Consider the following 26,403-nt stretch of genomic DNA (forward strand, 5'->3'; position numbering starts at 1 on the left):
ACGACTTTTTGCTTCGTTTTTCTAAAAAAATGAAGAGAGAAACAACGCCTCAATCAAAATGATAGGAAATTAAGCAAACAAAATATTAGTCTTTTGAAGCCACAACTTCAATAGAGTTAATGTCATCATTCTGCTCAATATTATCAAGAACCATAAAGCTCTCAGTATCATCTTCTTCGATAGCACCAAATACAGTGTGAACACCATCAAGATGCGGTGTTGGTACAAAAGTGATGAAGAACTGGCTTCCCCCTGTGTTTGGTCCAGCGTGAGCCATAGAAAGAGTTCCTCTTCTGTGTGGCTGTGTGCTTGTATCTGTTTCACAGTCTATTTGCCAGTCTGGTCCACCTGTTCCAGCCATTGCAGCGTTACCTGTAGGACCTGAGTGTGGGCAACCACCTTGAGCCATAAACCCTGGGATCACTCTGTGGAATTTAAGGTTGTTGTAGAAGCCTTCACTTGATAAATGTGCAAAGTTTGCTACTGTGTTAGGTGCATCTTCAGGATATAGTTTTACCCAGATAGTTCCTTTAGAGGTATTAAATTTAGCGTAGTTGTATGTGTCCATAACGTCTTGAACGATGTCGTATCTTTTTGATTCTTTTCCAAACATGTGTGTTTAGTCCTTATTGAGGGCACCTCCAAACCCCTTACATATCCCTAAGTGAATTTTGCAAACGCAATCTTTGCCCGTAGGAAATATCCTTGGGGTGCACAAGATATTTGATTGACTTAGCTATGGCTAGGACTTCACAAATCTCTTGCAAAATCTCACATTTGCAAAACTCATTATGTACATGCAAGGGGCTTGGAGGTGCCCTTTATTAATTTTAAAGTATAATTATACCACTAAAAGATAAGAGGTTTTAACTATGGAACTATGTGTTGCACTTGATCTGCCGTCAGCTAAAGAGAATTTGGCACTTGCAGAGTCACTTAAAGGCTATGATATTTGGATGAAAGTAGGGTTTCGTGCCTACATTCGTGATGGAAAACCTTTTATAGATGCACTCAAAAAGATCAACTCGGATTTCAAGATATTTCTGGACCTTAAGCTTTATGATATTCCCAATACCATGGCAGATGCAGCTGAAGAGATAGCCAAGCTTGGTGTAGATATGTTTAACATTCACGCATCAGCAGGAGCGGTGGCTATGAAAACAGTGATGGACAGACTAGCGGCATACGAAGATCGTCCCTTGGTACTGGCCGTAACAGCATTGACTTCTTTTGATGAGGAGAACTTTCAAGCTATATATGAAAAAAGTATAGATGAAAAAGCAGAGCAATTCGCTAAGATGAGTTATGAAAATGGATTAGATGGTGTGGTATGTTCAACATTTGAAAGCAGGGCTATTAAAAATACTACGAGTGAGAAATTTTTAACACTTTGTCCAGGTATAAGACCTTTCGGTGAAGATGCCGGAGATCAACAGCGTGTAGCGACTTTAGAGTTAGCAGCAAAAGAGGGGGTAGATTATCCTGTAGTGGGAAGACCTATCTACAAAGATACAAACCCTCAAGCTAAAGTAGAAGAGATACTCAAAGTAATCTCTACTTTTTGATTTCTTCCTTGGCTTTTATCTTTTCAGGGTCTGCCATATCCATTGCACCTTGCATTCCTTGTATCATAAAGTAAACGCCTACTGCAAATAATACCAATACGATAAGTGGAGCTAGTTTTTGAAACATTATATTTCCTTGCTTGCTTGTTTTTTAGAATAATACTATAAATATTTACTAGATTAGCATATAAATAGAAATAGTTTTGAGAAAGTGGTTAAAATCACTTTTTTTAAGCTTTAGTTTAAGGCAAATGCATTATAATCTCACCCACAAAACACCTGGAGAGTTGGGAGAGCTGGTTTAATCCGCGCCCCTGCTAAGGGCGTGTAGGCTAACGCTTACCGAGGGTTCGAATCCCTCACTCTCCGCCACTCACAAGATGCGGAGACACCGTACTTTAATCACTTTTAATACAAATATTTTCCACAACTTTTTTCCACATTAGGTTTTATATGCCCTTAAAACACGTAAAAAGATTAAAGAAGGGGTGCCAGGCTTAAGAGGTACTGTTTTTGATTGCAAACCTATGTATGAACTAAAGCAAAAATTACACAACTAAAACCATTTTGTGCAGTAAAAGGTTAAAGTTTTCCACCATATTTAAGAATAAAAAGAAGTATGATTATTTAAGAAGAGTAAAGTATGCCTCATATAAAGGTATAAAAGTTACTCATACAATAACCTGAATAATTATATTTGAAGTGAAAACATATTGTCATACATAAATCATCTTTTATTGAATCACTAATGATTCCCCTTTTTAGTGATTTCTTATGTTGAACTCCCATACCTTATCTACAACTTTTCTAACTTCTGCCCCTGTCATATTAAATTGTTTTCCAACATGATTTAAAACAGTTGCTTCTGGTACATTTTCATTTGCATAAAGAGCTTTCATCGCTACAGCATTAATATGATTTTCTTGTGCAGTTGGTCTATTGCTAAGTTTTTTTCCTACATGTGATTTGATATCAAAATTATATTTATATGTTGTTCTATTGTTTCTGGTGCATATTATCCTTTTGGCTGAACCCCATTTTCCATTTGGTGCCCATTCTACCTGTGCAATAAATGGCGATATCCCAATATTATCTTTTTGAAAATAAGCTCTAACAGTTATTTCATCAATATTTTTGTTTTCACCACTTTTCTCTTGCACTGTTTTAATCAAAATATCTTTTAGACTATCTTTGGAAATATCCTGTGGAACTACGATGGTACAAAGTCTTCTTTCTTTGATATAGCCATCAAATCTTATGTCTATATTTTTACAGTCAATAAACTTATAAGGTGTCTGTGTTGCATACAGCTCAATACCGAGGAGTAAACCGACTAAACTAATTATTGTTTTTATTCTTAATCCTTTTTAGATTCAAATATTTAAAGTATATTAGTCTGTATATTGGAATAAAATTTCTCGAGTATCTATGTTATATACAACAAACTCATTTATATGTCCATCAAATCCCCATGTTTCTCCAAAATAAGATTCTGGATTGGAAATAGTGGCTTCACTTTTATGTGAATCACTATATAGATGAGTCCGAATTTTTAAAAATGTTACACCCATTTTTATCATATACTTATGTTTATCAAGTTCTTTCGCTGATTCTTTGTCTGCGGGTATATTTATACATGTATTTCTGTATATTAAAGTACTAAAAGATTTATCTTTATCTACTGTTGTAAATATGTTTTTCATTTTCATTACAGATTTAAGATTGTTAGGATGGATAGCGAACGATGTTCTTTCTCTTTTTTTTACATTGGTAGCTACACCAAAATTATTTCTCATAACTACGGTTGATTCTTTATATGAATCTTCAAAACTTATTGCTAAGTCATATTTTTTAGGTTTTATTGCATCACTACGACCTATATATTTAGTACTCTCATCACCTCTAAAGTATTGATTACCAAAGCCAACAGTAGATTCTGGTCCATCAAAGCAAACTTTATAAAGTTTTTTATCTGCATTATATTGTTTCTTACCCGATTGTTCCATTATGGCATAAGTATTGAACTTTGGATTATCAAGTCTTGCTTTATACTCTTTAGTACTTTCAAATTTATCCTTCATTAGATGTGTAAATAATATATTTTTATAAACTTTTTCGATGTTAGAATCTGTATTGATTAGCTTTTCAATTCTCTCATTTTTTTTAAGTACTTTTTTTGGACTTGTTGTGGATTTAACCTTATTTTCTTTTAATGCGACTTCTTGTTTAGAAAGTTTGTCAAAACAAATTAATCTTTTTTTGTCATTTTTTTTATTTGCACACACGGAAATTTTCATATCGATATCTGCATTAGTTGTTGCAAACAATAGATTTGTGTAAATGATGATAGCTAATATTAATTTCATATTTATCCTTTGTATTTTATATGTATATTAGCACTATAAGGCGGAAGTATCTATTTTTTCAGCTTCAAGTTCTGCTGCTTCTCTTTTTGATAGTTCAATAAGCTTATACGATGTATATTGCAGGTACATGTCAGGCTTCATGAAGCCACTACACTTTATACTAACACGGTTCTCTCCGATAGTTATTGCTCTTGTTTGGTCCATAGATATTTTCTTTTCAAGTTTGCCATATTTATTTTCGAGAAGTATTGCAATCACTTCTAAATCTTTATTGCATGTGGCAGTGTTTTCATAATTTGACATACCCCATATCTGTTTTATTTTTTTTGTTTTTGGAGTTATAAGTACATAATAATTTTTAAAATACTTTAATTTTTTTGGAGGTGCAACACCATATAGTATCTCTCCACTTGTTGTTTTTGATGTAGAAGTAGCTTTTGTAGTGTCAAAGGTATCACCTAGTGCAAGTCCAAATCCACCAACTATTTCAGCTGACAGAAGGATGGTAGAAACCATTAATGATATTAAAACAATCTTTTTCATATATAATCCTTTATGCTTTTGGTTTAGTAAACAGAACAAATGCTCCCAGTATAATATCACCCATGGCCCATAATCCAAGTAGCATGCTAAAGCCTATACCAGCTCCTACTATGGCACCACCAGTTGTATCTGTTGCAACTACTTCAGATACATCACTCATACCTTTGTATATAGAAAAAGCCATAAAAATATTAAATAAAATAAACAACCATTTGAAAATCTGACCGAAAAAACCCCTTGTCGGTTTTTTAAGTTCATATCCACAGTGTGTACATACTAACGCCTTATTGCTTACCTCTTTCCCGCATTCGGGACAGTTTATTATTGACATTTTATCTCCCCTCCTTTTCCTAATTATATCTAAACATAAAATAATAAAGTCATATTTAAAAGCCCTCCACTCAAGGTATATGAACTACAGCTCTTTACAAACCTCTGAATAGATAAACCAAAAATTCATTTAACGTTGCTCTCCTCGTATTTGTTATATTTTAAATCACAATAGGATATGTTAAACTCATATCATTTAGAAAATTACCTTCAGGTAATTTTTTGGCATGAACCGTTAAATATAAACTTTTAAATATTTCACGAGCTGAAAGCCAAACAGTAACTTTTGGATTTTTTAATATAAAATCATTTAATAGTACTGTTTTACCTTGATACATTAATTTTGACCCCGTTAAACCAATTCCGTAGGTTGTTATAAAGTTTTTCTTTTGCTTAGGATTTAATGATGAAATATATTCTTCAAATGAGAAATTTACATTTCCAATTTTGTGAACAATTGTATTTCTAATTTCAGCTAGGGAAATTAAAAACTTTGACTGTTCTTGATTAAATATATTCATATTTTTTAAAAAGGCAATTTTTCCAGTTCTAGGTCTTGCATATTCTAAAAAAGAAAAATTTTCTTCTAAGTTTTTGCTTAATGTTTTAGATAATGCATTTGTTGTGGATGCTTCAAAGAGAGCACTCATTTTTATGATAAATGACCAGTCGTCTTCATCGATAAGTTTTGCATAAAAATCTTTAGGTAGACCAAGAGCATCTTCAAATTCATGAATTGGGTTTTTCATATAGTATTCCTAATTAATATAACTATTTATTAACAGAACACTTTGTCCTGCTATTACGTTATTTCAGTATTAAGAGTATATCAAAAATGTCTTGATAGTGATAAAAATATAAATTATGATTTTCCTAACACTTATGTGTATAGTATTTTATAAATGATATTAATAATTCTTATATACTATAGTATTATAATAGGTATATTAAAAAGGATAAACAATGTCAGAAACTAGAACAAGATACAAACCTTTAGCAAAAACATTTACCCCTGCGGTTATGAAAGCTATAACAGACCTTGCAGAAAAAGGACTAAGTAGACAAGCGATTATCAGAAATCTAGGTATAGATAAAATGGCATTTAGTAGATACAAAGAAACGACTGAGTGCTTTATGTTAGGAAGAGATAAGTTAGCGATAACAACTTCTGCAAACATCATCAAAGCTTCAAACACATCTTTTATGGATAGAAAACTGCTCTCTGAAAAGTTAAACCTATTTCAAGAACCATTCACTTTAAAAAAGAGTGTCAAAGACCCTTCAACAGCAAAACAAGCTATTGCGGAAGCTATAGGGCTTTATTGTGAAGCAAAGATTTCTGAAAGTCAAATGCTAAACATATCCCGAGCTTGTGCCATTTTTGTAGAACTAGATTCTCAAACAGTCTTACGAAAAGAGATTGATGAAATTAAAAAACTACTAAAGGGCAAGAAATGAAAAACGCTCAAGTAATGACTTTTATTGACAAACTAAAAGATGAACTTGCTACCCCTGAATATGAAGTTTTGGGATGGTCGTTTGTTCTTGATGACCCTAACAAGTTTAACCCACATTGCCAAGAATCAGCAGATATTGCAGGATTCCCACACCGTTTAGGTATGGCACAAGGTAGTGGTATGTTTTATGTTTCTGAAGAGTATGGTAACTATCTCGATGTGTTAAGAGAAACGGGAACAGAGCATCCTGCAAATATTTACAATTTAGAGTGGATAGAACAAGTAGAAAATGACTCTTTACCAACCATTTAAAGGATAAAAAATCATGTATGATTATCTATCGAAAAAGTATCAAACTTATTCAAAAAACCCACTATCAAAACCCTTCACTTTTGAACATATCCAGGATGAACTTTTTGATAGTTCACTGAAATAGTTGTAGGGACTTGAAGCTGGAATAGTCCACGACTATCGTACATGTATTAAGTCTAAGTTGTATAGAATATACATCAACGAACAGTTGTTGCAAAGGATGGGGCATTATGAAATTGGGATTATTAATTGTAGTTATGTATTTTGGAAATTTAACTTTACGTGCAACTGTCACTAGGCTAAGAGAAGTGGGAAAAGGTGTATTAAACATAAACATATTATTCATAAACTTTCTCTCAATGCTGTCATTATTTGCCATGTTAGTTTGGGGTTTTATGAGCTTTTCATGGTGGATACCTCTAGTGGTCTTCATAGTTACCTTCTTAATTGCAAAAGCAAAGGTAACTCGTTGGAGAGAATGGAAACACTATAGACAAGTACCGATAACTGGTTTAATAACAATTATTGGAAACATAGTGGCATGGTGGAAGTTTTAATTAGTATCAGTGTTCTAAATAAAATATGCAGAGAAGATATTGCCATCCACCTGGTAAAGACTCTATAGACCTTATGGCCCCTATAGGGTCTATGGGGTATTAGGGCAAAAGAAAAATCTAGCGGGGGGTGAAGAAGCAGGGAAAAAATAAATAAAAATGAAAAGATACTAAAGTATCATTTTTAATTTTATTTTGAACTGCTTCTTCGGGGGGCTTCTTGGGGGGTACGGGGGGAAATATTTCTATAGACCCTATAGACCATATAAACCCTATAGAAAATCTCATCTTAACAAAACAAAGTAAAAGAACATCATCACCATGAACAGGAACCCATTATATCTTGGTGTAAGGAGTGAAATAAGAGCGAAACGCTCTCTAAAGGTATCTTTTTATGTCTTAACCATTTTTGGACGATTTAAACACTCCCTGCATTAAAAACTTACTTCTCCTAAGAAAACCAACTTGGCACGTTCAACATAAACACCTTTCGAAAGTTTTGTATAGGATTCTTTTTTAACATCAACAAGCATACCTTTATGAAGAGATAAATCTTTCCATGCAAAAGGTACGTTAGTACTATAAGGTTCACCTTTATATGTGAATACAAAATCATTGTTTTCAACATCAAAAATGGTAACTTCAATCTCTGCCTTTTCAAAAGGTAAATCTTTAAAATTCATATCAAATAACCAACATATCGTGAATATCATCTTTGATTTGCTTTCCCGTCCAACCTTCAGCAGTTCTAACGGTGATTCTTTCTGCAACACTCAAACGAAATTCTACAATACGATGATTCTCTTTTTCATTTAACCCATCATGGCTAAACGTTACACCTGCTAACTCTGCTTCTTTCTTATCCTTCCTAAGATTGCGACCTGTACCCGCTTCATATACCCATCTTTGGATATTAGTATAAGTATGAGGTGCAAAACCGCTTCCTTCTGCTTTCAACATTGCTTCAAGTTCTTTTAGTTGGTCTGTGTAATGTAAAGATACACCTTTAGACACTTTTCGTTCCTGCTTAGTTACTCCAACCATTTCAACAGCACGATTAATAAAATTAGTAATTGCCATTTCATGTTCAGCATCAAGCCATATTAGCAGGGATAAAAATAATTCATGATGAACAAAGATTTGATATTTACCACCAACTCTTTCTTTCCTATAAAGCTTAGATTTGGGAACGTTATTTTCACGTTCCCAAATGTCAATAATTTCATTAAACCTTTTACTTCTAGTCCAATCGAATATAGCCTTTGTCTTATTGGGATTCGCTTCATTAAATTTCTTTACAAAATACGAAGCATTGAAAAATGGCTCTTTCTTACCTTGCAACATTTTCAAATCAGATACGATGTTATACATCTTATCTCCTAGCTTCAAAGTAAAGTTACTTTCCTGCAAAGTAACGTTAGTATTTACTGCAATCATCATTCCTTGCATTGCTTCACGTACTTCTTCAATACTCATGATATTAAATTTACTCATGATATAATTCCTTATACATTTTATTTATATTATGTAGCTACAACTACATAACCTCATTTGGGAACGACAAGAGAGCGTTTCCAACATCAAGCCACGTAAACAGCTTTTTTGACTTCAGTTGCACTTGGTCTTTCAACCTATGACGCTAAATATCTTGCTACTTCATCAAGCTTGAACATGATTTGCCCACCTACGGTTTTGCTCTCTATGCTTCCATCTTTGCGGAATCTGTCAAGAGTTGCTTTAGATACACCTAGTTCTTTAGCTGTCTGTTCCTTATTAAGCAGAAAAACTTTGTATCCCTCGTAAAGCGTTTTGAAGATTGATTCTTGATTCATCATTTTGTATCCTTTCTTTTAAGTTATGAGAGGATTGTATAGAAATGAGTAAAAGATTATAAGGGGAAAAATAAAAGAATTTTTACCCCTATGCTATTTACGTGCCTTGTGGAGATTTAGAGGGAAAAATTCTTTTATTTTTCCACCTATTTTATGAAACAAGTTCTCTATATCTCAATGTATTAATAGCTTCATCAAGCTTCATCACTTGCTTTTTTATCTCCTTTTCTTCTATGTTAAAGCTACACCCTTTGGCAATGGCATACCATGATAACCCTTGTTTACGTTGGTCGTACCAATACAATGGATTTTTATCTCCTTTGTTTAACAATGATGATAGCTTCAGCCCGTCTATCGTTTTACGCAATCGTACATTCATGAGTTCATTGTCTATAGGCTGTATTCTAAAGTGGTTAATGTCGAAGATATAGCTCATCTTGCCTTCTCCTCTAATCTTCAACTCACCTATGGCTATGAAGTACTTACTAAGTAGGGTTTTAGCACTGTCAGGACTAATAATATTATCAGTAGCTGTATCTAGTATAGTTTTGATTTCATCATGTCTAACAGCCAATTCTTTGGCAATGTATTGATATTCTTCATATTTCATCAATAGCTCCTTTAATATCATCATACAGCTTTTTTATCGGTGTATTAGAGTACATCTATACTCCCTTTCAAATCATCATCAATACCTAGGTACTTCATAGTAGTTCTTACGTCAGAGTGGTGCAGGAACTTTGAAGCATGAGCAAGACCTTTGGCATTGTATATCTTGGTTGCACCTGTACGTCTAAGGCTATAGAATCCTACACGCTCTTTAAGGGCATGAGTAGGTAAATCACCATTAAAGAGCTTGTCAAATACAGGTCTGCCACTTACTCTTAGAGCCTCATACCTGGTATGGGTTTGCTTAATGCCTGTAGTAGACTTTTTACGGAAGAGGGCGTTATTATAAGTTTGTTGAGGGTAGAAAAGGTAATCATCATAAGCTAGGTTATGCTCCTGTATCCACTCCTGGATAAGTACCTCTACCTCGTCTTTAAGCGGTTGTACATAATCCCTTGATAGCTTCATAGCCTTAATGCGTATAGTGTGCTTTGAGGTGCTGTAGTCACTTCTCTTTAGCGTGAGTATTGCATCGGGTCTAGCACCTGTGAAGTACAATAATTTACAGTACAGGTATAATCTTGGATTAGGTGCTAATCCCAGGTCAAAATCTCCATCTTTCAGAGTAGTAAATAAGCGATTCAATTCTGTATCTTGCAGTACTCTTCCTGTTTCGGTTGATACTTCCTCTTTTTGTACGAATCTCTCTTTGTCACTCTCATTTCTACTTATCGGATTAATTTCAATCCACTTGTTTCGTACTGCATGGTTAAACATTACAGATAATAGATTGATTGTTTCGTTTGTGGTTTTAGGTGCAAACTTTCCTATTAGTTTTTCTTGCAGTTTTAATATATCCTTGGTTGTGATTTTTGCAACTCTCTTCTTACCCAGGGATTCTTTGATTCTGTTTTTGTATACACCTTTATCTAATTTATTATTCTTAGCTTTTCTATCTGTGAAAAATAGTTCCGCTACTTCATTCAGGAGTAGGGATTTAGTTCTTTTTGCTCTCTCTAATTTCTCCGAATCTTCATTAAACGCTCTAATGCAATCTTTCACTACTTGTCGGATTTTGTTAGCTTCTATAAGTGCATCTTCTTTAGTATTTGCTTTTAATTTGACCTTTACGGCTTTTTTAAATTCATTTCGATAGCTAAAATAAAAAGCTTTAGTTACTTTGTCCTTATCTTTGGGATTATAGTATTCTACAATTCCCTGGTACATTTTTGCTCTTAATTTTCTAAACGCCATATAAAACCTTTTCCACAAGTATTTTCCACAGTATAGCTAAAACTTGTGGAAACTTGCATAAACTTGTGGAAAAGGTTTTTATATATTTTTAGATAAACTCTGTCTAAGTTCGCTGTGTGATGCAGTTTGTTGATGTTTTAGGATTCATGTTAAAAATAGTAGGTCAGAGTTCGAATCCCTCACTCTCCGCCACTCACTCACAAACCCCCAATACACGGACCTTGTTAAGTTAAAAATGGCTACTGTGCCCAAAGTGTGCCCAAAATTGTCAGCTTGGACTTACTTATTTTGAGAGAAATACCGCTCTTTTTTTATCAGTTTGTTTGACGTATTTTGCATAGACTTCTAATGTCATTGAACTATCTTTATGACCTAACATATTTGATACCCATAAAATATCTTCACCACTAGAAATCATCAATGATGCAAAAGAGTGTCTCATTTGATATAAATTCCGATAAGGAATGTTTAGCCGTTTGAGTGTTGGCTTCCAATAATGTGACGATATTTTGTCACACGTGTTATAGGGTTGCCCCATGTAGGTTTCAAATAGATAGATACCAGCATTATCACAAATTGCTCGATGCTGTTCCAAATAGGGAAATAGGGCATCACGTATATCAACTTCTCGAATACTGCTTTTTGTCTTCGGTTTCGTTTCCATGCCCTGATGTCTACTTCTTTTTACTTGTATCGTAAGCTCTTCAAAGTTTACATCTTTCCATTTAAGTCCTATAATCTCACCTGTACGCATACCCGTAAAAAAACCTATAGCAAAATAACACTGCATAAGTTTGGGCATAGCGTCTATTATCAAGAACATATCTTCCATTAAAAATGGTTTCTTTTCTCTTGACTCTGTGAGTCTAGGAGCTTTTACCCGTGAAAATGGATTGAACTTTATAATCTCATCCATCATGGCATCTTCTAGTATGGTTTGAAATACTGTTCTAAGAGTACGTACAGTTTTACCTGAACGTGTTTTAAGAAGATTGTTTTGCCAACGGGCTAAGTCAGAAGCTTTGATAGTATCTAATCGTCTTTTTGCAAACTGTGGCTTGATATGCATCTCATACATACGCCAATAACTCTTTTGTGTGAGTTCTTTTCTCGTGTGCATATGAATTTCAAAGCTTACTTTTACAAATTCTGAAACGGTTGGTACTTTTTCTTGTTTACTTTCGCTTTTAAAGAACATCCCGTGATTGAGTTTATAGATAATCTCGGGTATGATTTGTTGCTCTGCAAGTTTACGGTTCTTTTTCGTATCATCAAGTTCTAGGCTACGTCTGTATCTACTTGATTGATGATAGAATGTTATCCACAACTTGCCATTTCGACTTGTTAGTGTCATTGGTTTCCCTTCAGAACACCTACGAGTCAATCGCAACTCTATCAAAGAATAGTTTACCCATTTTGTTATGAAGATATTCTTCTTTACGTTTAGATAGGGGTATTACTATATACCCCTATAAATTGATAAGTGTATGTATGTGGTGCTCTTCCGTGCGGTCAGAAGTGTCCTCCGTCATCCGCGCCACATTACTACACTGACGTCTCGCTAGACTGCATGAGCTTCAAACTGTTTGGCTCGTTGTCAGACCTTCGTTGCACTACGGCCGTAAGGTATATGCCCTAAAAGACAACTTTCACAATGACTAAAACTAGGACTTCAGTTTTTAGTACAAGATATAATTATGGATTGTTTGAAAACCTTATAAAGTTATATATGGGCACTTCTAAAGACCACCATTTTAGCAGCCAAGATCAACCCATCCTAATTTTTTAAAATAATTCTCAACAATTCTTCCATTTTGAGTAGAAAAGTTGAGTGAATATTACGTTTTTACAGTAAAACTCACTCAATATTTCTTACTTTTTAGATCATTTTCACCTTTTGCAGCCTTACAAGCTGTTCATATCTAAAGAGATTGTAGGTTAAGTTCAGAAAGCCGATAGCTGATTCAATTCTCTCTTTCCCGATACACCTCATATGCAATGCATTATGCATGGAGTTAGTCATGAAACCAAAGATGTGTTCTACTCTTGCTCTGATTTTAGATTTGACAGTGTTTGATTCTTTTTGTTCTTGGGTTAAAGGATTAGCTCTGTAGCCTTTTTCGTGTATATGGCTTTCACACTCTTTATCTTTGAGATACTTCTCTATCTTCTCACTTCTATAGGCACTGTCAGCATGGAGTTGTTTATCTGTGTCATCAATAAGATTCTCTAACTCTGTAGAATCATGAGGTGAGGCAGAGCTGACACTGAACTTTGTGATTAGTTTAGTCTTCTCATCTACGTTCACATGGTCTTTATACCCAAAGTGTCTTTCTCCACCTTTGGTCATCCAAGTGGCATCAGTATCTTTTTGTGAGAGTTTACTGTGTTTACCATTTTTATCTTTTTTGCCAAACTCCAAAGGTATTGCACCTTTTTTGATATCTGCATTCTCTTCTCTTGTATTATGCTGTTTGGGTACATCTACGAAGGATGCATCTATAATGCTTCCCTCTTTGGCAACAATACCTTGACCCAGAAGCTGCCCACTAAAGAGATCGAAGAGATCTTTTGCAAGATGCTTTTCTTTGAGCTGTTCTTTAAAGAGCCATATGGTTTTTTCGTCTGGTACTTTATCCCCGATCTGTAATCCAAGGAATTGCATGAAAGAAAGTCTATCTTTGATTTGAAACTCTGTTTGTTCATCAGAGAGGTTATAGTATTTTTGGAGGATCAATATTTTAAACATCATCAACCTATCAAATGGCGGTCTTCCTCCAGGTGCTTTTGGTTCAACATAAAGTGCATCTTCTATTGGTTTACGGAACATCTCCCAATCAATAATCTTATCCAGTTTGTTCAGTGGTGGTTGATGGGCATTGATTTTCTCTAGTTGATTCTCGTAATCGAACAGTCCTGGCATATGCTTCTCTCTTTTTACTTATATTTTACCGTTTATTGGGTTTGGGATGGGTTTTTAGAGATGCCCTTATTTTATAAGGTTTTCATTTATGATCTAGTACTTTTGAATGTCGTTGTAACGATAAACGCTATAAAATATGTTAGATTATAATGTTTTGAGATTTACTACAAAAACAAGCACTAAAAACCACTTCAAACTCTTTAGGTGGAGGCATATTCACTCAACAAAATGTGATGCTACTGAAACAGGAGATATAGAACACTCTATAATTGGCGTGGTCAATGATATTTGCGAATCAGAAAAACCTATCTTGGATCAAAATGTATTCTCTGAGCACTATGTTCAAACTATTGCTGATGCTGAATCAGTTGATGATCTGAATACAGAGCGCCATGAAGTAGAAATGTCAATATACCATTAACAATATAATCCCTCTCTTTGTCTTCAGAATCCACGGGATTTAGACGTGAGAAGTATATCAGCCTATGGTTGGAATCGTCTTCAAAAGAAGGTTCTTTACGTTTTCTACGTTTTTCTCAAAAACGTTCAAAATCTGCTCCCATTCAACCGGGGGTTCATCGGTTTTCCAGCAATCGTAATCGGTCGACATGGCTACTGCTGCGTAAGGTATTTCCGCTTCATTGGCAAGAATCGTTTCGGGGGCGATGGACATATTGATCACATCGGCTCCCCATTGCCGAAACATGTTTGATTCGGCCCTTGTCGAGAAGCGGGGCCCTTCAATGGTGATCACCGTTCCCTTTTCGTGAAAACTCAGCCCAAGCTGTCTTGCTCCTTCGATCAACTTGCTCCGCAGAGACTCAGAATAGGGATCGGCCATTGGCGTATGTTTTGCATTTTCCGCTCCGGGGGAAAATGCTTCAAAGAACGTAACGGCTCTTAATCGGGTGAAATCTATAAATTGGTCAAGAATAACGAGGTCTCCTCTTTTGATCTCTTCCCTCAAAGAGCCGCAGGCAGTTATCGCCAGAATATGGGTACAATTTTGACTCTTGAGAGCATGAATATTCGCTCTGTAATTGACTTGCGTAGGTGGGATGGTATGCTGAGTGCCGTGTCGGGCCAGTATGACGACATCCGTCCCTCCGATCGAGCCGATCGTCAGTGGCGAAGAGGGCTCCCCGTAAGGTGTAGTTACACTGATCTCCTCAGCGCCTTGCAATAATTGCGGATCATCCAGCCCGGAACCGCCGATAATGCCAATTTTGACCATTGTAAGCCTCCTGACGCAATATTTTTTCATCTGCCTGCAGGCGATATATCTTTACGATAGATCATTTTACCATATATTATTCCTCTTTTACGTATGCTTGATCTGTCTTTTGTTGAATTATAACATAGGCTTATATTTTTAAACAAAACACGCAAAAATAGGCATGTCTGCACACTCATTATTCTATTTTCGCTAAAAAAATCTCAAACTTAAGGCACAGTATGGGCAGAGTTAGGGAATTAAATATTTACACCATAAAAACACCCTCGTCTATAGAGTAAACTTTCAACAAACTTTAAAATTAATAAATGTGTGTCATAAGCAACTAGATATATCAAGAAAACAACATATTAAATTACAATAATTGTATGTATGCATCTATTCATAGGCTACTGATAAATACTACTATTGTAGTGTTGTAATTTCCTTATAGATAGAAGAATGTGCTATTCAAATAGATCATTGTTGCAACATTCTAAAAACCTTATAAAATTATATATGGGCACCTCTAAAAACCCTAGTCATTCATAATGGGCTTTACAAATGTAAGGTTTGGCAAGAGACTTTTAAAACATAGCCAAAGCTACGTTGAAGAAAGTATCTTGTGAAAGATTGCGTTTGTAAAGCTCACCCTGCGGGCATCACTAGCTTTCGCCTATGCGTTGTTACACTTTCTCACCTTAGCTAAAGCTAGGGTTTCAAAAGAGTGCCTAGCCTAGACAAAAGCTAGAGATGTTATGAGTATCTAGGGTTTTTAGAGGTGCCCATATTTTATAAGGTCTTTGTATTTGCTCTGTTCTCATTGTATATGAATTATATTACTTAACTAACTCTATCTCACCCGGTCTCCAGCTCTGATTAAACCAAGACTCCAGTGGTCCATAGAGACGGATGATAGTGTTCCATCCTTTTCCAGGAATAGTCTGAATCCAATTACTCTCTTTGTCTTTTGGTGCTTTGGGGCCAAAATAGATATCGGTCGTTCCGTCTTTATTTGTCTGTACGCCACGCTCACTGTTAATGCTTGGTAGTGGCTGATCAGTCTGTATCATCGAGCGGGTCTGGTTATCGTAGAGGACAACAGACCAGAAATCTTTAGCCGGTATATTAGGTGGAAAGGTCATCTTGTAGTTCTTGGCACCATCAAGATGATGGCCTTTACTATCTACTGTTGCCATTGCATATTGCGATCCAACACCGACCACTTTGGTTGTCATGGCAGGTGTGATCATTGTCGCATAATAAAAGAACATTGAACGCGCATCCAAACGACGGGCACCATCAGCGTAGGTAAAGAGGTGATTGCCACCTATAAAGGCTGTTTTCCAATAGCTGTTCTCATAAAGATAGGCTTCTTTGTCACGCGTGTCAAATATCAGTGTACGAGAAATTGCACTACCGATCGCAGCTGCATCGGTCATGATCTTTTTCATTCTTGCATCGGGAGCGAACGGTACTCCTTTTTGAATACCGATGCCTGCAAGCTGACCTACCAGTTCAGGGTCGCCTGATCCTGCCGGCTCTTCTTGAATGGCTTGATTGACCTCTTCGAAGAAGGTGTAGTCATTCGCATGGATCGTGTTGAAAGCTGTGCCAGAGAGGTTGATGAACTTCTGTTTCGGCGGGTTCGAGATGGCTGCAAGAGGGTATATCTTTGCGTTCTTTTTCATACTCTCTACACCAGGTTTTGGGTCGTCATTAACTAAAAAACCTCTCCAGATCAGCAGATTGTTGTAGGTCTTTGAGCGATAGACGTGAAAGCCCATCGCAGGCACAGGACCGTCGTAACCAGGAGGAAGGAAAAGAAAACGGCCGCCGCGTCCCTGGTCAGGTCCGGCATTACCTAGATCTGCGACATACTGAAACCACATATCATCGACAATACCCAAGGTATTTGGTGGGCTCTCAACGACTATAGGCCCTTTAGAAAGGTCCAGCCATGCCCCGGCATATATGCTTTCTGTGTTTGCAGTCAGAAAAAGTGACTTTGAGTCCATCAAATCCTCAAAGATACCTATGGTGTTTCCGGTTACACCGACGGACTTGAACCCTTCGCGAATTGCATAAAGTGAAGCGACTGGGATGGAATTCAAAAAGACATCCACTGCGCGCATGGTGTCAAGATAGTCATAACTCTTCTGAGCCGTTGCCTTTGTTGGAAACCCATCGATAAACTCGAGCGCACCAATGCTTGTTTCAGCTTTATCTGGTGTTGTAATCGACTTTGGGATATCAGTGGTCATTTTCATTTTAGGTGATGCCCAGAGACCACTGCTTAAAATAATTCCTACACTCAGACTGTTTAGAAGTAACGTTGAAATTACTAATTTTTGTTTTTTCATAATGTACCTTTTCCTTTCATCATAAACCCCTCGCTGAGCTTAATATTAAATCACTAGTCGTGAAAAATCATCAACTTTTATACATTCTTATATTTTAACGAATTTACGAAACATTGTCCATCCATTTTTCGAAGTTGGTAAAAAAATAAAAATGGATGCTATTGCAATGAAGCTGTAGAATGACTTTAATATATGATCCGGCACATTTATACAGATAACTTATACAAACAACTTTTTAGATGAAGGTGTATTTTCGTAATTCAAAAACCTTATAATCTAACATATTTTATAACGTTTATCGTTGTATCGACATTTAGAGACCATTGATATGTATCAATGTATATAAAACCTTATAAAATGTACTATATAGGAGATTTTATAAGGTAAATATGATTAATTGGTTAAAATAATTTTCTAATCTAGTAAGGGGATAAATAATAGTGGTTACTGTGCCCAAATTGTGCCCAAAAATAACCAATTTTAATAATTTATAGATTTTGATAGAGTCGCGAAAGCCCCAGTACGTGGTCATTTGTAGTTTTTTGTTATTTTATTTTAAATTTCCCTCACTCTCCGCCACTTAATCCTAATAAATCCAATAACAACTTATCAGTAAGTCTCAATTATTTACAAAACATTATTTTTATATTATAATGTTCTTAAAAAAGGTTATTTATGTTACGTACCTTCTTTCTTCTTACACTGCTTTCCAGTCTATTGTTTTCTGCATCTGACTTCACAGTAAAACTTGCCACTTATCGAAATACAGATCTTCTTGAAAAATTTATAAACAGGTTCTCTCCAGCATTAAAAAAAACAGTTCGTACCTATAAAAGAGGGGAACTAACTTATGCTTATACTATTCCTACACAAGATAAAAAAACGTTAAAGAAGCTTCTTCCTGCCTATCGTAAAGTCTTTTCTGATGCGTATATTACCCCAGTCAACAATAAGATGAAATAAAAATTGCTGTCATCTCTACGGATATTTTATTGAATATTTTAGTTGAAAGGCTATGCTTCTCTTTTCTCTTTTCTTCTCTCTTTTCCTTTGTATGCAGCACTGTTTTCCTCAAATGATAAATCTCTGAAGTCGTCATTTAGGCTGACCCCTGACATTTTTTCAAACTCCTCGAAGTCTGAACGATAAATGGTGAATGAAATTTCAGTAATATGGGTCATGTTCCACTTTTCTGCAAATACTTCTTTTTGGAATACAACATGGACGGAAGATACTTCTGGATCAGGATGACTTTCTTCTGCTTGAGTGATACTTTTATTTTTGCTTGTATCCTCGTAAGAATATCTTGTAAACATCGGGATGAGTTCCAGTTCAGTTATCTGGTCTATCTTTCTCTGTTTTGCTTTGGTAATACTACTCTCATCTGCATTTACGTCCTCACAACCAAAACAGCTTCCAGTCTCAATTCTCTTAAAAGTTCTGCCTGGAGGATCTGGAACATACTCTTCTTCCTTATTTTTACCAAATAGGCTTTTAAATATCTTTATCATATTCTTCCCTCCATTTCCTTATTATACATTATATTTTCAAGAAGGGAAACATATATATCTCTTTTGTGACGTTATGTACAATATTTAAAGCCAGTGTAGTTTGATAGTATCGTTTAACTTTGGCAGAGTCTGCCAAATCTGATTAATAAAATTGAAAATTATTTCGCCCTTTGGCTTTGGCTTTATACATTGCAATATCTGCGTATTGTAAAAGATCAAGGATATTAGTTGTATCTGAAGGATAAAGGCTGATACCTATACTGGCTGAAACATGGAGTGTATGTTTGCCTACTTTAATAGGCTCTTTTGAGATATCTAAAATTTTTTGAGCCAATAAAGAGGCATCTTCTTCTTTTTTCAGATCTTCTAAAATAATCATAAACTCATCACCACCTAAACGTGCTAACGTATCTGCTTTACGTATGCAGATCTTAAACTCTTCAGCAACTACTTTAAGTACTTTATCTCCTACATCATGTCCCAGTGAGTCATTGATCTCTTTGAAATTGTCAAGATCAATATATAAAAGTGCCAATTTTGTTTGTTGGCGTGAAGCCTTTTGTACCCCTTGTTCCAATCGATCATTAAAGAGAATACGATTAGGCAATCCGGTAAGGTAATCATGATGTGCTTGATAATGCAACATATCTTTTTGCTCACGTAGTTTATCTTCAGCCTTTTTACGTTCAGTAATATCCTGAGAATAACTTATTGTGCCTATAGGCTTTCCTTTTTCATCTTTCAGAAGAGAAAGTGACAGATCTGTAAATATGACTTTTTTAGATTTTTTGACTAAACGTATCCCTGATTTACACTTACCTTTTTGCATGAGTATATCAATATTTTTTCTGAGTGATTCATGATCTTCTTCTAAATAGATTGACTTAATATGTTTTCCTATCATTTCACTGGATTTATAGCCAAGCAGTACTTCTGAACCTCTATTCCAACTTCTAATATACCCTTCAAGGTCAGTTGATATTACAGAGTCATGGATCTGTTCAATGACCTGTGCTTGTTGGTCAACTTTAAGTTGTATGGCTTTTTGTTCAGTAATATCCGTATGGATTCCCACCATACGGAAAGCTTTACCATTTTGATCATATTGTATTATTCCTCTACCCAATATCCATATCCATTGTCCATTTGCATGTTTCAGGCGATGTGTTATTTCGATATGCTCTTCTTTAGCATCAAGCGTTGCTTGAATATTTGACAATATAGCTTCAATGTCATTAGGGTGGACACGATCTTTCCATGTGGATAAGATACCAGGAAGTTCATAATCCTTATCATACCCCATCATTTCCTTCCATTGTGGAGAGTAGTAAGCACTGTTATCTAACATATTCCATTCATAAACACCGGCTTTGTAGCCCAAAAGCGCCAACTCCATACGCTCTTTTAAGTGTTGGTTCGATAATTCACTTGCTTTGAGGGCTTTAAGTGTTTCTTTTTCCTTGGAGATATCTTTCCAAACGACATGAATAACGTTACGATTGTTTAATGTAATGGGGGTGAGTGTGACCTCTACTAAAAAGTCTTCATTATTTGCCTTAGTATGTACCCATTCAAAACGATGTTTACCATTGTTTACGGCAAGTTGCATCATCTCTTCAGCTTTATCATATGATCTACGTCCGTCAGGCTGAAAATCAGGAGAGAGTTTAGAGGGGTGAAGATTTAAGAGTTCCTCTTTGCCATTGTAACCCAGCATTTCAATGATCGTTTGGTTACACAGAACAAAGTTTCCATCTTCTATGATCAATATACCATCTAATGAATTTTCAAATAGGGTTTCAAAGGCATTATGATGTTCTATTTCAGCTGTGCAGCTGTGATTAATATTATTCATAAATTATTTTCCCCATGAATCTTCTTTTAGCTTAAGGTGACAAATTCAAATAGATAGGGAGAATCTTCTGCACCGACTGTGATAATATCGCCATCTTTCAGTTCGCAAGTACCGCCTCTGTCCTCACTACCTATTTTTATAGTATTAATAATAGTACCACAAGCACTTCCTCTATCAGTTACAAAATAACCGGTTTGGGTTTTTTCAATTTGGAGATGTTGTCTGGATATTTGTAGATAATGTCCGTTATCAACAAGATAAATATCATTGTTTGGTTTTCCCTTACTTATTTTATCTCTTTCAGAAAGAACAAGTTTCTCATCTACCTTCTCTACACGGGACTCTCTTCCAATTCGAAATGGAAATTTCCAAATACCGATGATTTCATCGCCAAGACAGTTTTTAACCATAGTATTTCTCGCTTCAGGCGTTATAGCTTTTAAGGCGGCTAGAGGAGTTATATGCTTTAATAGTGCTTGTTTATCTTCCATTGTATCTACTTCCTTATCGTTATTATTCAGTATCTATATCAGAATTAATCAATTTTCCAGTTTCACACCCAAACCCAACTCTTTTTTGTGCTAAGTACTTAACACAGTGATAATGGTGAGTATATCGTTATTCTCCTTGATACTATTTTTCATATACTCCCACTTTCATAAAAATGATCTAGAGTTTTTCTATCCTAAGATGCTTCTCTATCAAGATCTTGAAGCGTAAACTAGAGATAACCCTTAATGGGAAGGAAGGAAGAGATATTTGTCCCTATTTTCTTCCAAAATCCTGTATGTGGAGGGCTATAGTAAATTGTTTCTTTACCTTCTTCTATAGTATGCCAAATAGGACCATAACGTGTTACATCCTCATCAAATACTTTGGGATGTTCTCCCCAAGAGAGTTTATAGAGATTCTTCAAACTTACTGCTTCAGCTAATCTCTCTCGTTGCTCTTTGGCAAGTTTTTCTGAACTCACGATCATGAATATTTCCGTATTGAGCTTATCTGAGCGAGGGTCCATATTGGCAGAGCCTATTCCCATCCTATTGTTATCAAGAATCATCATTTTAGTGTGCAAAGAGAGAGTACGATGATTTGCCCATTTTTTTGTTTTGAAGAACTTTTTGAAACTGTGAGGTTTGACTTCATAGAGCTTGACACCCATCTCAACCAATGCTTTAATGTAGCCTTTATATCCACCATAGACAAGAAAAACATCTGTAGAAGCCAAAGAGTTTGTGATGACAGTAACTTCGACATCGCTCTCACGTAATATTTTGAGTCTGGCCATCATCCTATCACTGGGAATGAAGTATGGAGAGATGATAACTAGATCATTTTCAACATGTTTAAGGTCTTCACTGATCTGTGAGGAAATATGGGTCGAATTATCTTCTTCACTTGTATTGACTTTGCTAGGATGATCATAATAAAGGTCTGTTCTCTTGGCCACGATAAGTTTGAGCTTCTTCTTGGCTATCTTTTGGTTAAAGTCAGACTTGATGATAGCTTTCCCGATAGAACTCTTGCTAAATGCCTTGAGCTCATCTTCAAGATCTTTTTTCGCAGCAAGGTATGCTTTTGGATCGTTGTAGAGAAAGATCTCTTTGGAAGGTACTGACTCTTTGCTGTTCCAGTAGATATCAAATGCCTTATAGATATCAGGGATAACCTTACCTGTAACCAGTACATCATAGTCGATAAAGAGTGTCTCTTTACTGGAGGCAAAATAGACATTACCAATATTCCTGCCACCAATGATAGCGGCTGAACCATCAGCTACCAGGGCTTTGTTATGCATTCTTCTTCCTAGACGATTGACATCAAGGAGCAGAGCGATATTGCGGAAAGAAGTTCTGAGTCGATTGGGGTTAAAGAGGCGTAGTTCTATATTGGGGTGTAATGCAAGTTTTTCCCATTCCTCATCTTTACCTGAAGTGATCATGTCATCGATAAGGATACGTACCTTAACCCCTCTCTGAGCTGCCAAGAGAAGATGTGCGGTGAAAACTTTACCGATACGATCATCCTTATAGATGTAATACTGTACATCCAAGCTCGTTGTAGCATTATCAATCAAAAAGAGTCTCGCAGCAAAAGCGTCAGTAGGTTGAGGGAGAGGATAAAAAGCAGAATTGTTTGCAAGTTTTTTATCGGTTTTTTCCAGATAATTCAGGAGTGGTGCTTTACCCTTAGGTAACTTTGTCACACTTTCCTGTTTGGGTATTGGAGCCTGTGCCGTCCTATGACTACAGGCAGAGAGAAGAAGAATGATGCTTCCTGTAATGATGATATTAAGAAGATAGATAAAATATTGTTTGGGATACACAATAACTCCTCTCATTGCTTGAACCTGAATTAGGAATAAAGTGTTATTATAGTCTAAAATAATTAGAGGTATCGCTCTTATTGAGATAATGCAAGAAGTAAAACCAGCTCAGAGTATACTATAAAAGATTTATTTAATGTAATATCAACTATAATAAAAGCGTTATAGTCAAGAGATATTTTTAAATACTATTTGCGGATACCACAAATAGTATTTAATTCAAAATTATTTTGTTGTGCCAAACTTGTTGTGAAGCAAGGACGGAAAGCTATGGGTCTTGGTTTACTAAGATCGCCAGGCTACCAAAATGAATTTATACTTCTTTTGAGCAACATGCAATTATATTAAGGATATTTATGAAAGGATTTCATAAACTGATAGGCATTGTACTATCGTTAACAATGATCACACTCATCTCCGGATGTGGAGGAAGCAGTTCTTCTACACCTTCTGCAAATGTGGAAACCGGCATCCTGTCACTCAGTATCACTGATGCACCTATGTCGAAAAAGTTGGACGGCAAGGTTGCAACAGAAGTCAATATCGCTGTTATTGGCATTGAATATCATCTAAGTGATGGCGAGTGGGCCGATGTTAATGATTTTAAAGATAATAATTTTGTTCCTCAGACATTCAACCTGCTTGATCTTAAGGATGGCAATTCACTTCCTCTTGGAGATTTTGAATTACCGGCAGGGCACTATACACAGATCCGCTTTATGTTGGCTATTCCGAAGAACGAGGGAGAGGTCAAAAGTAATCCAGACTGTAATATAACACTTGTAGAGGGTGGTGTATCAGAAACGAAACCCTTGTTTGTACCGAGTGGGGGACAAAGTGGTTATAAAGGCATAGGTGAATTTTATATAACAAAAGATGCCAATGTATCTATAACAGCAGATTGGGATGCAAGTAGATCGATCGTTGTTGCAGGAGACAAATATATATTGAAACCTGTTATCCGATTGGTTGTTACTGAACTTACAGGTTGGATAAATGGAACAGTGCTTAATGTAGCGGACTACAATGCTACAGATTCTTTGGTTGTTTATGCTTATAAAGAGAATATCTATGATGAAGTAGGTGAACCAGAAGATTTTCTAAAAGCTGTTACCAGCGGTGAAGTTAATATGAGTGAAGGGAATTTTACGTTGGCCTTCCTGGGAGCAGGGTTCTATGATCTTGTAACTGCATATTATGATGATGGTAACTATGCTGGGGTTGCCGATGTGGAATATGATGTCGAAGTCTTCAAAGCAGAGGGCACACCAGTTGAGCTGACTATTACAAAACCTACACCTTAGTTTTATGTTCCAGGCTGCATATATGCAGCCTGGAGTACATATCGATAAATCAATAAGGCTGGTTCCCCAGTCTCTATTTTCTACTCTACTTAAAATACTTCAATAATAAAATTATGACAATTTGTCATCTTTTTTACTTTTTTGCTCAAAGCCGGATATAATTAGTCAAATATCAATACAAGGTTTCTTCTTTGTTCCTACATATAGATATAGACAGTTTTTTTATATAGTGTTTATATAGTTTCTTAAAGTTTTGCAAATATCTATCAAGCCCCCTATACACCGAAGATAAATTGCTTTACTTATATTCTAAAGTTTGCTATACTATTGCAAAGCTTCTTGTTTTAGTGAGGACTAAATGAGGACTAAACCTTAGTAGCAAAGGGTAAAATATGAGTAGCACATCAACCAAAACACTATCAAAACGAATACCTACCAAGCACAGCGGTATTTATTATAAAGAAGTGCAGCAAACCACCATTGATGATCACGGAAAGATCAAGACTAAGATCATTGATAAAGTTTATATTATCCGTTACCGTGATAATGGCAAAGAGAGATTGGTTACATTAGGTAAATATTCAGAGGGCATACGTGAAGCATATTGCAAAACAAAACGCAGTGAGTTTATAACACTTGCAAAAAATGGAGAGCTACCCCCACAAATTGAAAAGCAAAAAAAGAAAGATATAACAACACTTGATGATATTAGGCAAAAGTACTTTGATGATAAGCCATATACACCATCTAAAAACAATTTAGAGTTGAAGTATAAGAAGCATATCAAGCCTGCATTGGGGCATAGAAATGTAAATTCCATTGAGAGTGAGGATATAATCAAGCTTAGAAAGCAACTTGAAGCCAAAAGCAAAGCCCCAAACACTATAAACGGTATCATCAATCTCTTATCAGCTATTATCAACTACAACATTAAGCACTATAAACTAAATATTATTAACCCTTGTACTCATGTTAGTCGTGCTAAAGCAGATGATAAAAGAGAAAGATACCTTGATACTAAAGAGATTAATACTCTACTGAATTCCGTTAAAGATGATGAACAGCTTGATCTATTTGTAAAGATGGCACTTAGAACAGGTGCAAGAGCAGCGGCTATCTTGAATATTAGAAAGAAAGATTTTGATCTTGCACGTAATACCGTATCGCTGAAAGATTTTAAAGGAAACAAAACTTATAACGGTTACCTTGATGATGCACTCAAAGAACAATTAACAACATATTTAAAAGCATTGAAAGAAGATGATCATCTTATAGGTGGAGGAAAAGAACCTATAACGATGAGTAAAGTGGGGTGGAAGCTAAGACCGATACTAAACAGGCTATTTAACAAAGGGCTTGATGTTACGGATAGGAAAAACCGTGTAGTTATCCATACATTACGGCATACATTTGCTTCACACCTTGCTATTAAAGGTACTCCAATATACACCATTCAAAAACTAATGAACCATGTAAAAATAGAAATGACACTTAGATACGCAAAGCTTACACCTGATCAAGGTATCGAAGCCGTGAAAGGGCTTTACCAATGAGTTTATTCGGAACAAACACATTAGATGAAATAGCGTATCAAGTTTGGTATGATCTGCATGATAGAGATGATAGTAAACGAAAAGAAGGATATAGCCTTGACATTCGTACTACTGATGAACTTTATATCGTATGTCATGCACTCATTGTTCTAATAAAAAGTATGGATGGGAAAGCAGAAAATCACCCTGAACGAACACACCCACAACTACTAAAGGATATTAAATCATTGCGGGATAGACTTTATCAGCATGGCTTTATTGACGAAGCACGTGAACACATAGCAAGGATACATAGTGCAGTAAAACAAGGTGCTACAGTATCAGCAAAGAAGCAGGCAAAGGCTATAGCTGATTATGTAGAAAGTGAACTGATCACAGTTGGTACAAATACCACAAGGGCAACTAAGCTTCGTAGCTTCATCAAAGATGCTATGATTGTTATATCCCAAAATAGAGAACCATACAAAAAGGACTTAGATACACTTTCAAAACTCTTCACGTTTTAACTCAACTCATATTTTCAGTACCCTCTG

29 protein-coding genes, 1 tRNA gene and 1 riboswitch are annotated in these 26,403 nt (G+C 35.7%); of the genes, 10 read left to right on the top strand and 20 right to left on the bottom strand.

Features of this window, described 5'->3' with window-relative positions:
• Positions 1-85 precede the first annotated feature (85 nt).
• A complete protein-coding gene (locus tag ACLHDG_RS06595) occupies positions 86-613 on the bottom strand; it encodes a peptidylprolyl isomerase (protein WP_415408215.1) in 528 nt (175 codons plus the stop codon).
• 259 nt (positions 614-872) lie between these two features.
• Between ACLHDG_RS06595 and pyrF the strand changes: the two genes are divergently transcribed.
• Positions 873-1,565 (top strand): orotidine-5'-phosphate decarboxylase, encoded by a 693-nt coding sequence (gene pyrF, locus ACLHDG_RS06600; protein WP_415408216.1) that lies wholly within the window; start codon positions 873-875, stop codon positions 1,563-1,565.
• Here the strand turns inward: pyrF and ACLHDG_RS06605 are convergent.
• On the bottom strand, positions 1,555-1,692 hold the full coding sequence (locus tag ACLHDG_RS06605; RefSeq protein WP_415408217.1) for a hypothetical protein: 138 nt from the start codon (positions 1,690-1,692) through the stop codon (positions 1,555-1,557). The genes pyrF and ACLHDG_RS06605 overlap by 11 nt on opposite strands.
• Before the next feature lie 154 nt (positions 1,693-1,846).
• Between ACLHDG_RS06605 and ACLHDG_RS06610 the strand changes: the two genes are divergently transcribed.
• Positions 1,847-1,937: transfer RNA gene (locus ACLHDG_RS06610), tRNA-Ser, on the top strand.
• Between the two features lie 389 nt (positions 1,938-2,326).
• Here the strand turns inward: ACLHDG_RS06610 and ACLHDG_RS06615 are convergent.
• The 5 genes from ACLHDG_RS06615 to ACLHDG_RS06635 form a co-directional block, all read right to left on the bottom strand.
• Positions 2,327-2,737 carry a hypothetical protein gene (locus ACLHDG_RS06615; protein WP_415408218.1) on the bottom strand — a complete coding sequence of 137 codons (411 nt, stop codon included), beginning with the start codon at positions 2,735-2,737 and terminating at the stop codon, positions 2,327-2,329.
• 219 nt (positions 2,738-2,956) lie between these two features.
• Entirely contained in the window at positions 2,957-3,931 is a 975-nt protein-coding gene (locus ACLHDG_RS06620) for a hypothetical protein (RefSeq protein ID WP_415408219.1), read from the bottom strand.
• A gap of 33 nt (positions 3,932-3,964) precedes the next feature.
• Entirely contained in the window at positions 3,965-4,474 is a 510-nt protein-coding gene (locus tag ACLHDG_RS06625) for a hypothetical protein (protein WP_415408220.1), read from the bottom strand.
• Positions 4,475-4,484: 10 nt separating this feature from the next.
• The gene (locus ACLHDG_RS06630; protein ID WP_415408221.1) at positions 4,485-4,805 is read right to left on the bottom strand and encodes a zinc ribbon domain-containing protein; all 321 of its coding nucleotides are present in this window, start codon (positions 4,803-4,805) and stop codon (positions 4,485-4,487) included.
• 160 nt (positions 4,806-4,965) lie between these two features.
• Complete coding sequence (locus tag ACLHDG_RS06635; protein WP_415408222.1) at positions 4,966-5,553, bottom strand: hypothetical protein; 588 nt, start codon at positions 5,551-5,553, stop codon at positions 4,966-4,968.
• A 214-nt stretch (positions 5,554-5,767) separates the two neighbouring features.
• Between ACLHDG_RS06635 and ACLHDG_RS06640 the strand changes: the two genes are divergently transcribed.
• From ACLHDG_RS06640 to ACLHDG_RS06650, 3 genes are all read left to right on the top strand, one after another.
• Positions 5,768-6,262, top strand: coding sequence for a hypothetical protein (locus tag ACLHDG_RS06640; protein WP_415408223.1), 495 nt, complete (start codon positions 5,768-5,770; stop codon positions 6,260-6,262).
• Positions 6,259-6,573: a hypothetical protein gene (locus ACLHDG_RS06645; RefSeq protein WP_415408224.1), complete on the top strand. Its 315-nt coding sequence runs from the start codon at positions 6,259-6,261 to the stop codon at positions 6,571-6,573. The genes ACLHDG_RS06640 and ACLHDG_RS06645 overlap by 4 nt, the downstream gene beginning before the upstream one ends.
• 230 nt (positions 6,574-6,803) lie before the next feature.
• On the top strand, positions 6,804-7,130 hold the full coding sequence (locus ACLHDG_RS06650; protein WP_415408225.1) for a hypothetical protein: 327 nt from the start codon (positions 6,804-6,806) through the stop codon (positions 7,128-7,130).
• A 431-nt stretch (positions 7,131-7,561) separates the two neighbouring features.
• Here the strand turns inward: ACLHDG_RS06650 and ACLHDG_RS06655 are convergent, their stop codons facing one another.
• The 7 genes from ACLHDG_RS06655 to ACLHDG_RS06685 form a co-directional block, all read right to left on the bottom strand.
• Positions 7,562-7,810, bottom strand: coding sequence for a hypothetical protein (locus tag ACLHDG_RS06655; RefSeq protein ID WP_415408226.1), 249 nt, complete (start codon positions 7,808-7,810; stop codon positions 7,562-7,564).
• Position 7,811: 1 nt separating this feature from the next.
• Complete coding sequence (locus ACLHDG_RS06660) at positions 7,812-8,621, bottom strand: KilA-N domain-containing protein (RefSeq protein ID WP_415408227.1); 810 nt, start codon at positions 8,619-8,621, stop codon at positions 7,812-7,814.
• A gap of 137 nt (positions 8,622-8,758) precedes the next feature.
• The gene (locus ACLHDG_RS06665; RefSeq protein WP_415408228.1) at positions 8,759-8,959 is read right to left on the bottom strand and encodes a helix-turn-helix domain-containing protein; all 201 of its coding nucleotides are present in this window, start codon (positions 8,957-8,959) and stop codon (positions 8,759-8,761) included.
• A 151-nt stretch (positions 8,960-9,110) separates the two neighbouring features.
• Positions 9,111-9,569, bottom strand: a complete 459-nt coding sequence (locus ACLHDG_RS06670) for a hypothetical protein (protein WP_415408229.1) — start codon at positions 9,567-9,569, stop codon at positions 9,111-9,113.
• Between the two features lie 44 nt (positions 9,570-9,613).
• Positions 9,614-10,822, bottom strand: a complete 1,209-nt coding sequence (locus ACLHDG_RS06675; protein ID WP_415408230.1) for a tyrosine-type recombinase/integrase — start codon at positions 10,820-10,822, stop codon at positions 9,614-9,616.
• Positions 10,823-11,105: 283 nt separating this feature from the next.
• Positions 11,106-12,176, bottom strand: coding sequence for a tyrosine-type recombinase/integrase (locus tag ACLHDG_RS06680; RefSeq protein WP_415408231.1), 1,071 nt, complete (start codon positions 12,174-12,176; stop codon positions 11,106-11,108).
• Positions 12,177-12,701: 525 nt separating this feature from the next.
• Complete coding sequence (locus tag ACLHDG_RS06685; RefSeq protein ID WP_415408232.1) at positions 12,702-13,745, bottom strand: IS5 family transposase; 1,044 nt, start codon at positions 13,743-13,745, stop codon at positions 12,702-12,704.
• A 136-nt stretch (positions 13,746-13,881) separates the two neighbouring features.
• On the opposite strand from ACLHDG_RS06685, the gene ACLHDG_RS06690 reads away from it, so the two are divergent.
• Positions 13,882-14,166 (top strand): hypothetical protein, encoded by a 285-nt coding sequence (locus ACLHDG_RS06690; protein WP_415408233.1) that lies wholly within the window; start codon positions 13,882-13,884, stop codon positions 14,164-14,166.
• A gap of 57 nt (positions 14,167-14,223) precedes the next feature.
• Here the strand turns inward: ACLHDG_RS06690 and mtnP are convergent, their stop codons facing one another.
• Both mtnP and ACLHDG_RS06700 read right to left on the bottom strand, forming a co-directional pair.
• On the bottom strand, positions 14,224-14,979 hold the full coding sequence (gene mtnP / locus ACLHDG_RS06695) for an S-methyl-5'-thioadenosine phosphorylase (protein WP_415408234.1): 756 nt from the start codon (positions 14,977-14,979) through the stop codon (positions 14,224-14,226).
• 818 nt (positions 14,980-15,797) lie between these two features.
• Positions 15,798-17,093 (bottom strand): DUF1254 domain-containing protein, encoded by a 1,296-nt coding sequence (locus tag ACLHDG_RS06700; protein ID WP_415408235.1) that lies wholly within the window; start codon positions 17,091-17,093, stop codon positions 15,798-15,800.
• A gap of 903 nt (positions 17,094-17,996) precedes the next feature.
• Here ACLHDG_RS06700 and ACLHDG_RS06705 point away from each other — a divergent pair.
• On the top strand, positions 17,997-18,284 hold the full coding sequence (locus ACLHDG_RS06705; protein ID WP_415408236.1) for a hypothetical protein: 288 nt from the start codon (positions 17,997-17,999) through the stop codon (positions 18,282-18,284).
• Positions 18,285-18,334: 50 nt separating this feature from the next.
• Here ACLHDG_RS06705 and ACLHDG_RS06710 read toward each other — a convergent pair whose 3' ends face one another.
• From ACLHDG_RS06710 to ACLHDG_RS06725, 4 genes are all read right to left on the bottom strand, one after another.
• Positions 18,335-18,832: a hypothetical protein gene (locus ACLHDG_RS06710; protein WP_415408237.1), complete on the bottom strand. Its 498-nt coding sequence runs from the start codon at positions 18,830-18,832 to the stop codon at positions 18,335-18,337.
• A gap of 142 nt (positions 18,833-18,974) precedes the next feature.
• Entirely contained in the window at positions 18,975-20,687 is a 1,713-nt protein-coding gene (locus tag ACLHDG_RS06715; protein WP_415408238.1) for a diguanylate cyclase domain-containing protein, read from the bottom strand.
• 26 nt (positions 20,688-20,713) lie between these two features.
• Complete coding sequence (locus ACLHDG_RS06720; protein WP_415408239.1) at positions 20,714-21,178, bottom strand: FHA domain-containing protein; 465 nt, start codon at positions 21,176-21,178, stop codon at positions 20,714-20,716.
• A gap of 230 nt (positions 21,179-21,408) precedes the next feature.
• Positions 21,409-23,028, bottom strand: coding sequence for a phospholipase D family protein (locus ACLHDG_RS06725; RefSeq protein ID WP_415408240.1), 1,620 nt, complete (start codon positions 23,026-23,028; stop codon positions 21,409-21,411).
• A 212-nt stretch (positions 23,029-23,240) separates the two neighbouring features.
• Positions 23,241-23,320, top strand: a riboswitch (cyclic di-GMP riboswitch).
• 49 nt (positions 23,321-23,369) lie between these two features.
• On the opposite strand from ACLHDG_RS06725, the gene ACLHDG_RS06730 reads away from it, so the two are divergent.
• From ACLHDG_RS06730 to ACLHDG_RS06740, 3 genes are all read left to right on the top strand, one after another.
• Positions 23,370-24,317 carry a DUF4382 domain-containing protein gene (locus ACLHDG_RS06730; protein WP_415408241.1) on the top strand — a complete coding sequence of 316 codons (948 nt, stop codon included), beginning with the start codon at positions 23,370-23,372 and terminating at the stop codon, positions 24,315-24,317.
• Between the two features lie 392 nt (positions 24,318-24,709).
• Positions 24,710-25,870: a tyrosine-type recombinase/integrase gene (locus ACLHDG_RS06735; RefSeq protein ID WP_415408242.1), complete on the top strand. Its 1,161-nt coding sequence runs from the start codon at positions 24,710-24,712 to the stop codon at positions 25,868-25,870.
• On the top strand, positions 25,867-26,376 hold the full coding sequence (locus tag ACLHDG_RS06740; protein WP_415408243.1) for a hypothetical protein: 510 nt from the start codon (positions 25,867-25,869) through the stop codon (positions 26,374-26,376). Before ACLHDG_RS06735 ends, ACLHDG_RS06740 begins: the two co-directional genes overlap by 4 nt.
• Positions 26,377-26,403: the final 27 nt, after the last annotated feature.

It is taken from the genome of Sulfurovum iocasae, from assembly GCF_047716765.1.
In the GTDB taxonomy this organism is placed as follows: Bacteria; Campylobacterota; Campylobacteria; order Campylobacterales; family Sulfurovaceae; genus Sulfurovum.

Coding starts and splice junctions, on each gene's coding strand:
- ACLHDG_RS06630 (WP_415408221.1), bottom strand. CDS start 4,805: ATGTCAATAATAAACTGTCCCGAATGCGGGAAAGAGGTAAGCAATAAG.
- ACLHDG_RS06670 (WP_415408229.1), bottom strand. CDS start 9,569: ATGAAATATGAAGAATATCAATACATTGCCAAAGAATTGGCTGTTAGA.
- ACLHDG_RS06725 (WP_415408240.1), bottom strand. CDS start 23,028: ATGAGAGGAGTTATTGTGTATCCCAAACAATATTTTATCTATCTTCTT.
- ACLHDG_RS06625 (WP_415408220.1), bottom strand. CDS start 4,474: ATGAAAAAGATTGTTTTAATATCATTAATGGTTTCTACCATCCTTCTG.
- ACLHDG_RS06635 (WP_415408222.1), bottom strand. CDS start 5,553: ATGAAAAACCCAATTCATGAATTTGAAGATGCTCTTGGTCTACCTAAA.
- ACLHDG_RS06710 (WP_415408237.1), bottom strand. CDS start 18,832: ATGATAAAGATATTTAAAAGCCTATTTGGTAAAAATAAGGAAGAAGAG.
- ACLHDG_RS06740 (WP_415408243.1), top strand. CDS start 25,867: ATGAGTTTATTCGGAACAAACACATTAGATGAAATAGCGTATCAAGTT.
- mtnP (WP_415408234.1), bottom strand. CDS start 14,979: ATGGTCAAAATTGGCATTATCGGCGGTTCCGGGCTGGATGATCCGCAA.
- ACLHDG_RS06715 (WP_415408238.1), bottom strand. CDS start 20,687: ATGAATAATATTAATCACAGCTGCACAGCTGAAATAGAACATCATAAT.
- ACLHDG_RS06690 (WP_415408233.1), top strand. CDS start 13,882: ATGTTAGATTATAATGTTTTGAGATTTACTACAAAAACAAGCACTAAA.
- ACLHDG_RS06705 (WP_415408236.1), top strand. CDS start 17,997: ATGTTACGTACCTTCTTTCTTCTTACACTGCTTTCCAGTCTATTGTTT.
- pyrF (WP_415408216.1), top strand. CDS start 873: ATGGAACTATGTGTTGCACTTGATCTGCCGTCAGCTAAAGAGAATTTG.
- ACLHDG_RS06645 (WP_415408224.1), top strand. CDS start 6,259: ATGAAAAACGCTCAAGTAATGACTTTTATTGACAAACTAAAAGATGAA.
- ACLHDG_RS06700 (WP_415408235.1), bottom strand. CDS start 17,093: ATGCGCGCAGTGGATGTCTTTTTGAATTCCATCCCAGTCGCTTCACTT.
- ACLHDG_RS06680 (WP_415408231.1), bottom strand. CDS start 12,176: ATGACACTAACAAGTCGAAATGGCAAGTTGTGGATAACATTCTATCAT.
- ACLHDG_RS06665 (WP_415408228.1), bottom strand. CDS start 8,959: ATGAATCAAGAATCAATCTTCAAAACGCTTTACGAGGGATACAAAGTT.
- ACLHDG_RS06640 (WP_415408223.1), top strand. CDS start 5,768: ATGTCAGAAACTAGAACAAGATACAAACCTTTAGCAAAAACATTTACC.
- ACLHDG_RS06605 (WP_415408217.1), bottom strand. CDS start 1,692: ATGTTTCAAAAACTAGCTCCACTTATCGTATTGGTATTATTTGCAGTA.
- ACLHDG_RS06730 (WP_415408241.1), top strand. CDS start 23,370: ATGAAAGGATTTCATAAACTGATAGGCATTGTACTATCGTTAACAATG.
- ACLHDG_RS06655 (WP_415408226.1), bottom strand. CDS start 7,810: ATGAATTTTAAAGATTTACCTTTTGAAAAGGCAGAGATTGAAGTTACC.
- ACLHDG_RS06595 (WP_415408215.1), bottom strand. CDS start 613: ATGTTTGGAAAAGAATCAAAAAGATACGACATCGTTCAAGACGTTATG.
- ACLHDG_RS06720 (WP_415408239.1), bottom strand. CDS start 21,178: ATGGAAGATAAACAAGCACTATTAAAGCATATAACTCCTCTAGCCGCC.
- ACLHDG_RS06650 (WP_415408225.1), top strand. CDS start 6,804: ATGAAATTGGGATTATTAATTGTAGTTATGTATTTTGGAAATTTAACT.
- ACLHDG_RS06685 (WP_415408232.1), bottom strand. CDS start 13,745: ATGCCAGGACTGTTCGATTACGAGAATCAACTAGAGAAAATCAATGCC.
- ACLHDG_RS06735 (WP_415408242.1), top strand. CDS start 24,710: ATGAGTAGCACATCAACCAAAACACTATCAAAACGAATACCTACCAAG.
- ACLHDG_RS06620 (WP_415408219.1), bottom strand. CDS start 3,931: ATGAAATTAATATTAGCTATCATCATTTACACAAATCTATTGTTTGCA.
- ACLHDG_RS06660 (WP_415408227.1), bottom strand. CDS start 8,621: ATGAGTAAATTTAATATCATGAGTATTGAAGAAGTACGTGAAGCAATG.
- ACLHDG_RS06675 (WP_415408230.1), bottom strand. CDS start 10,822: ATGGCGTTTAGAAAATTAAGAGCAAAAATGTACCAGGGAATTGTAGAA.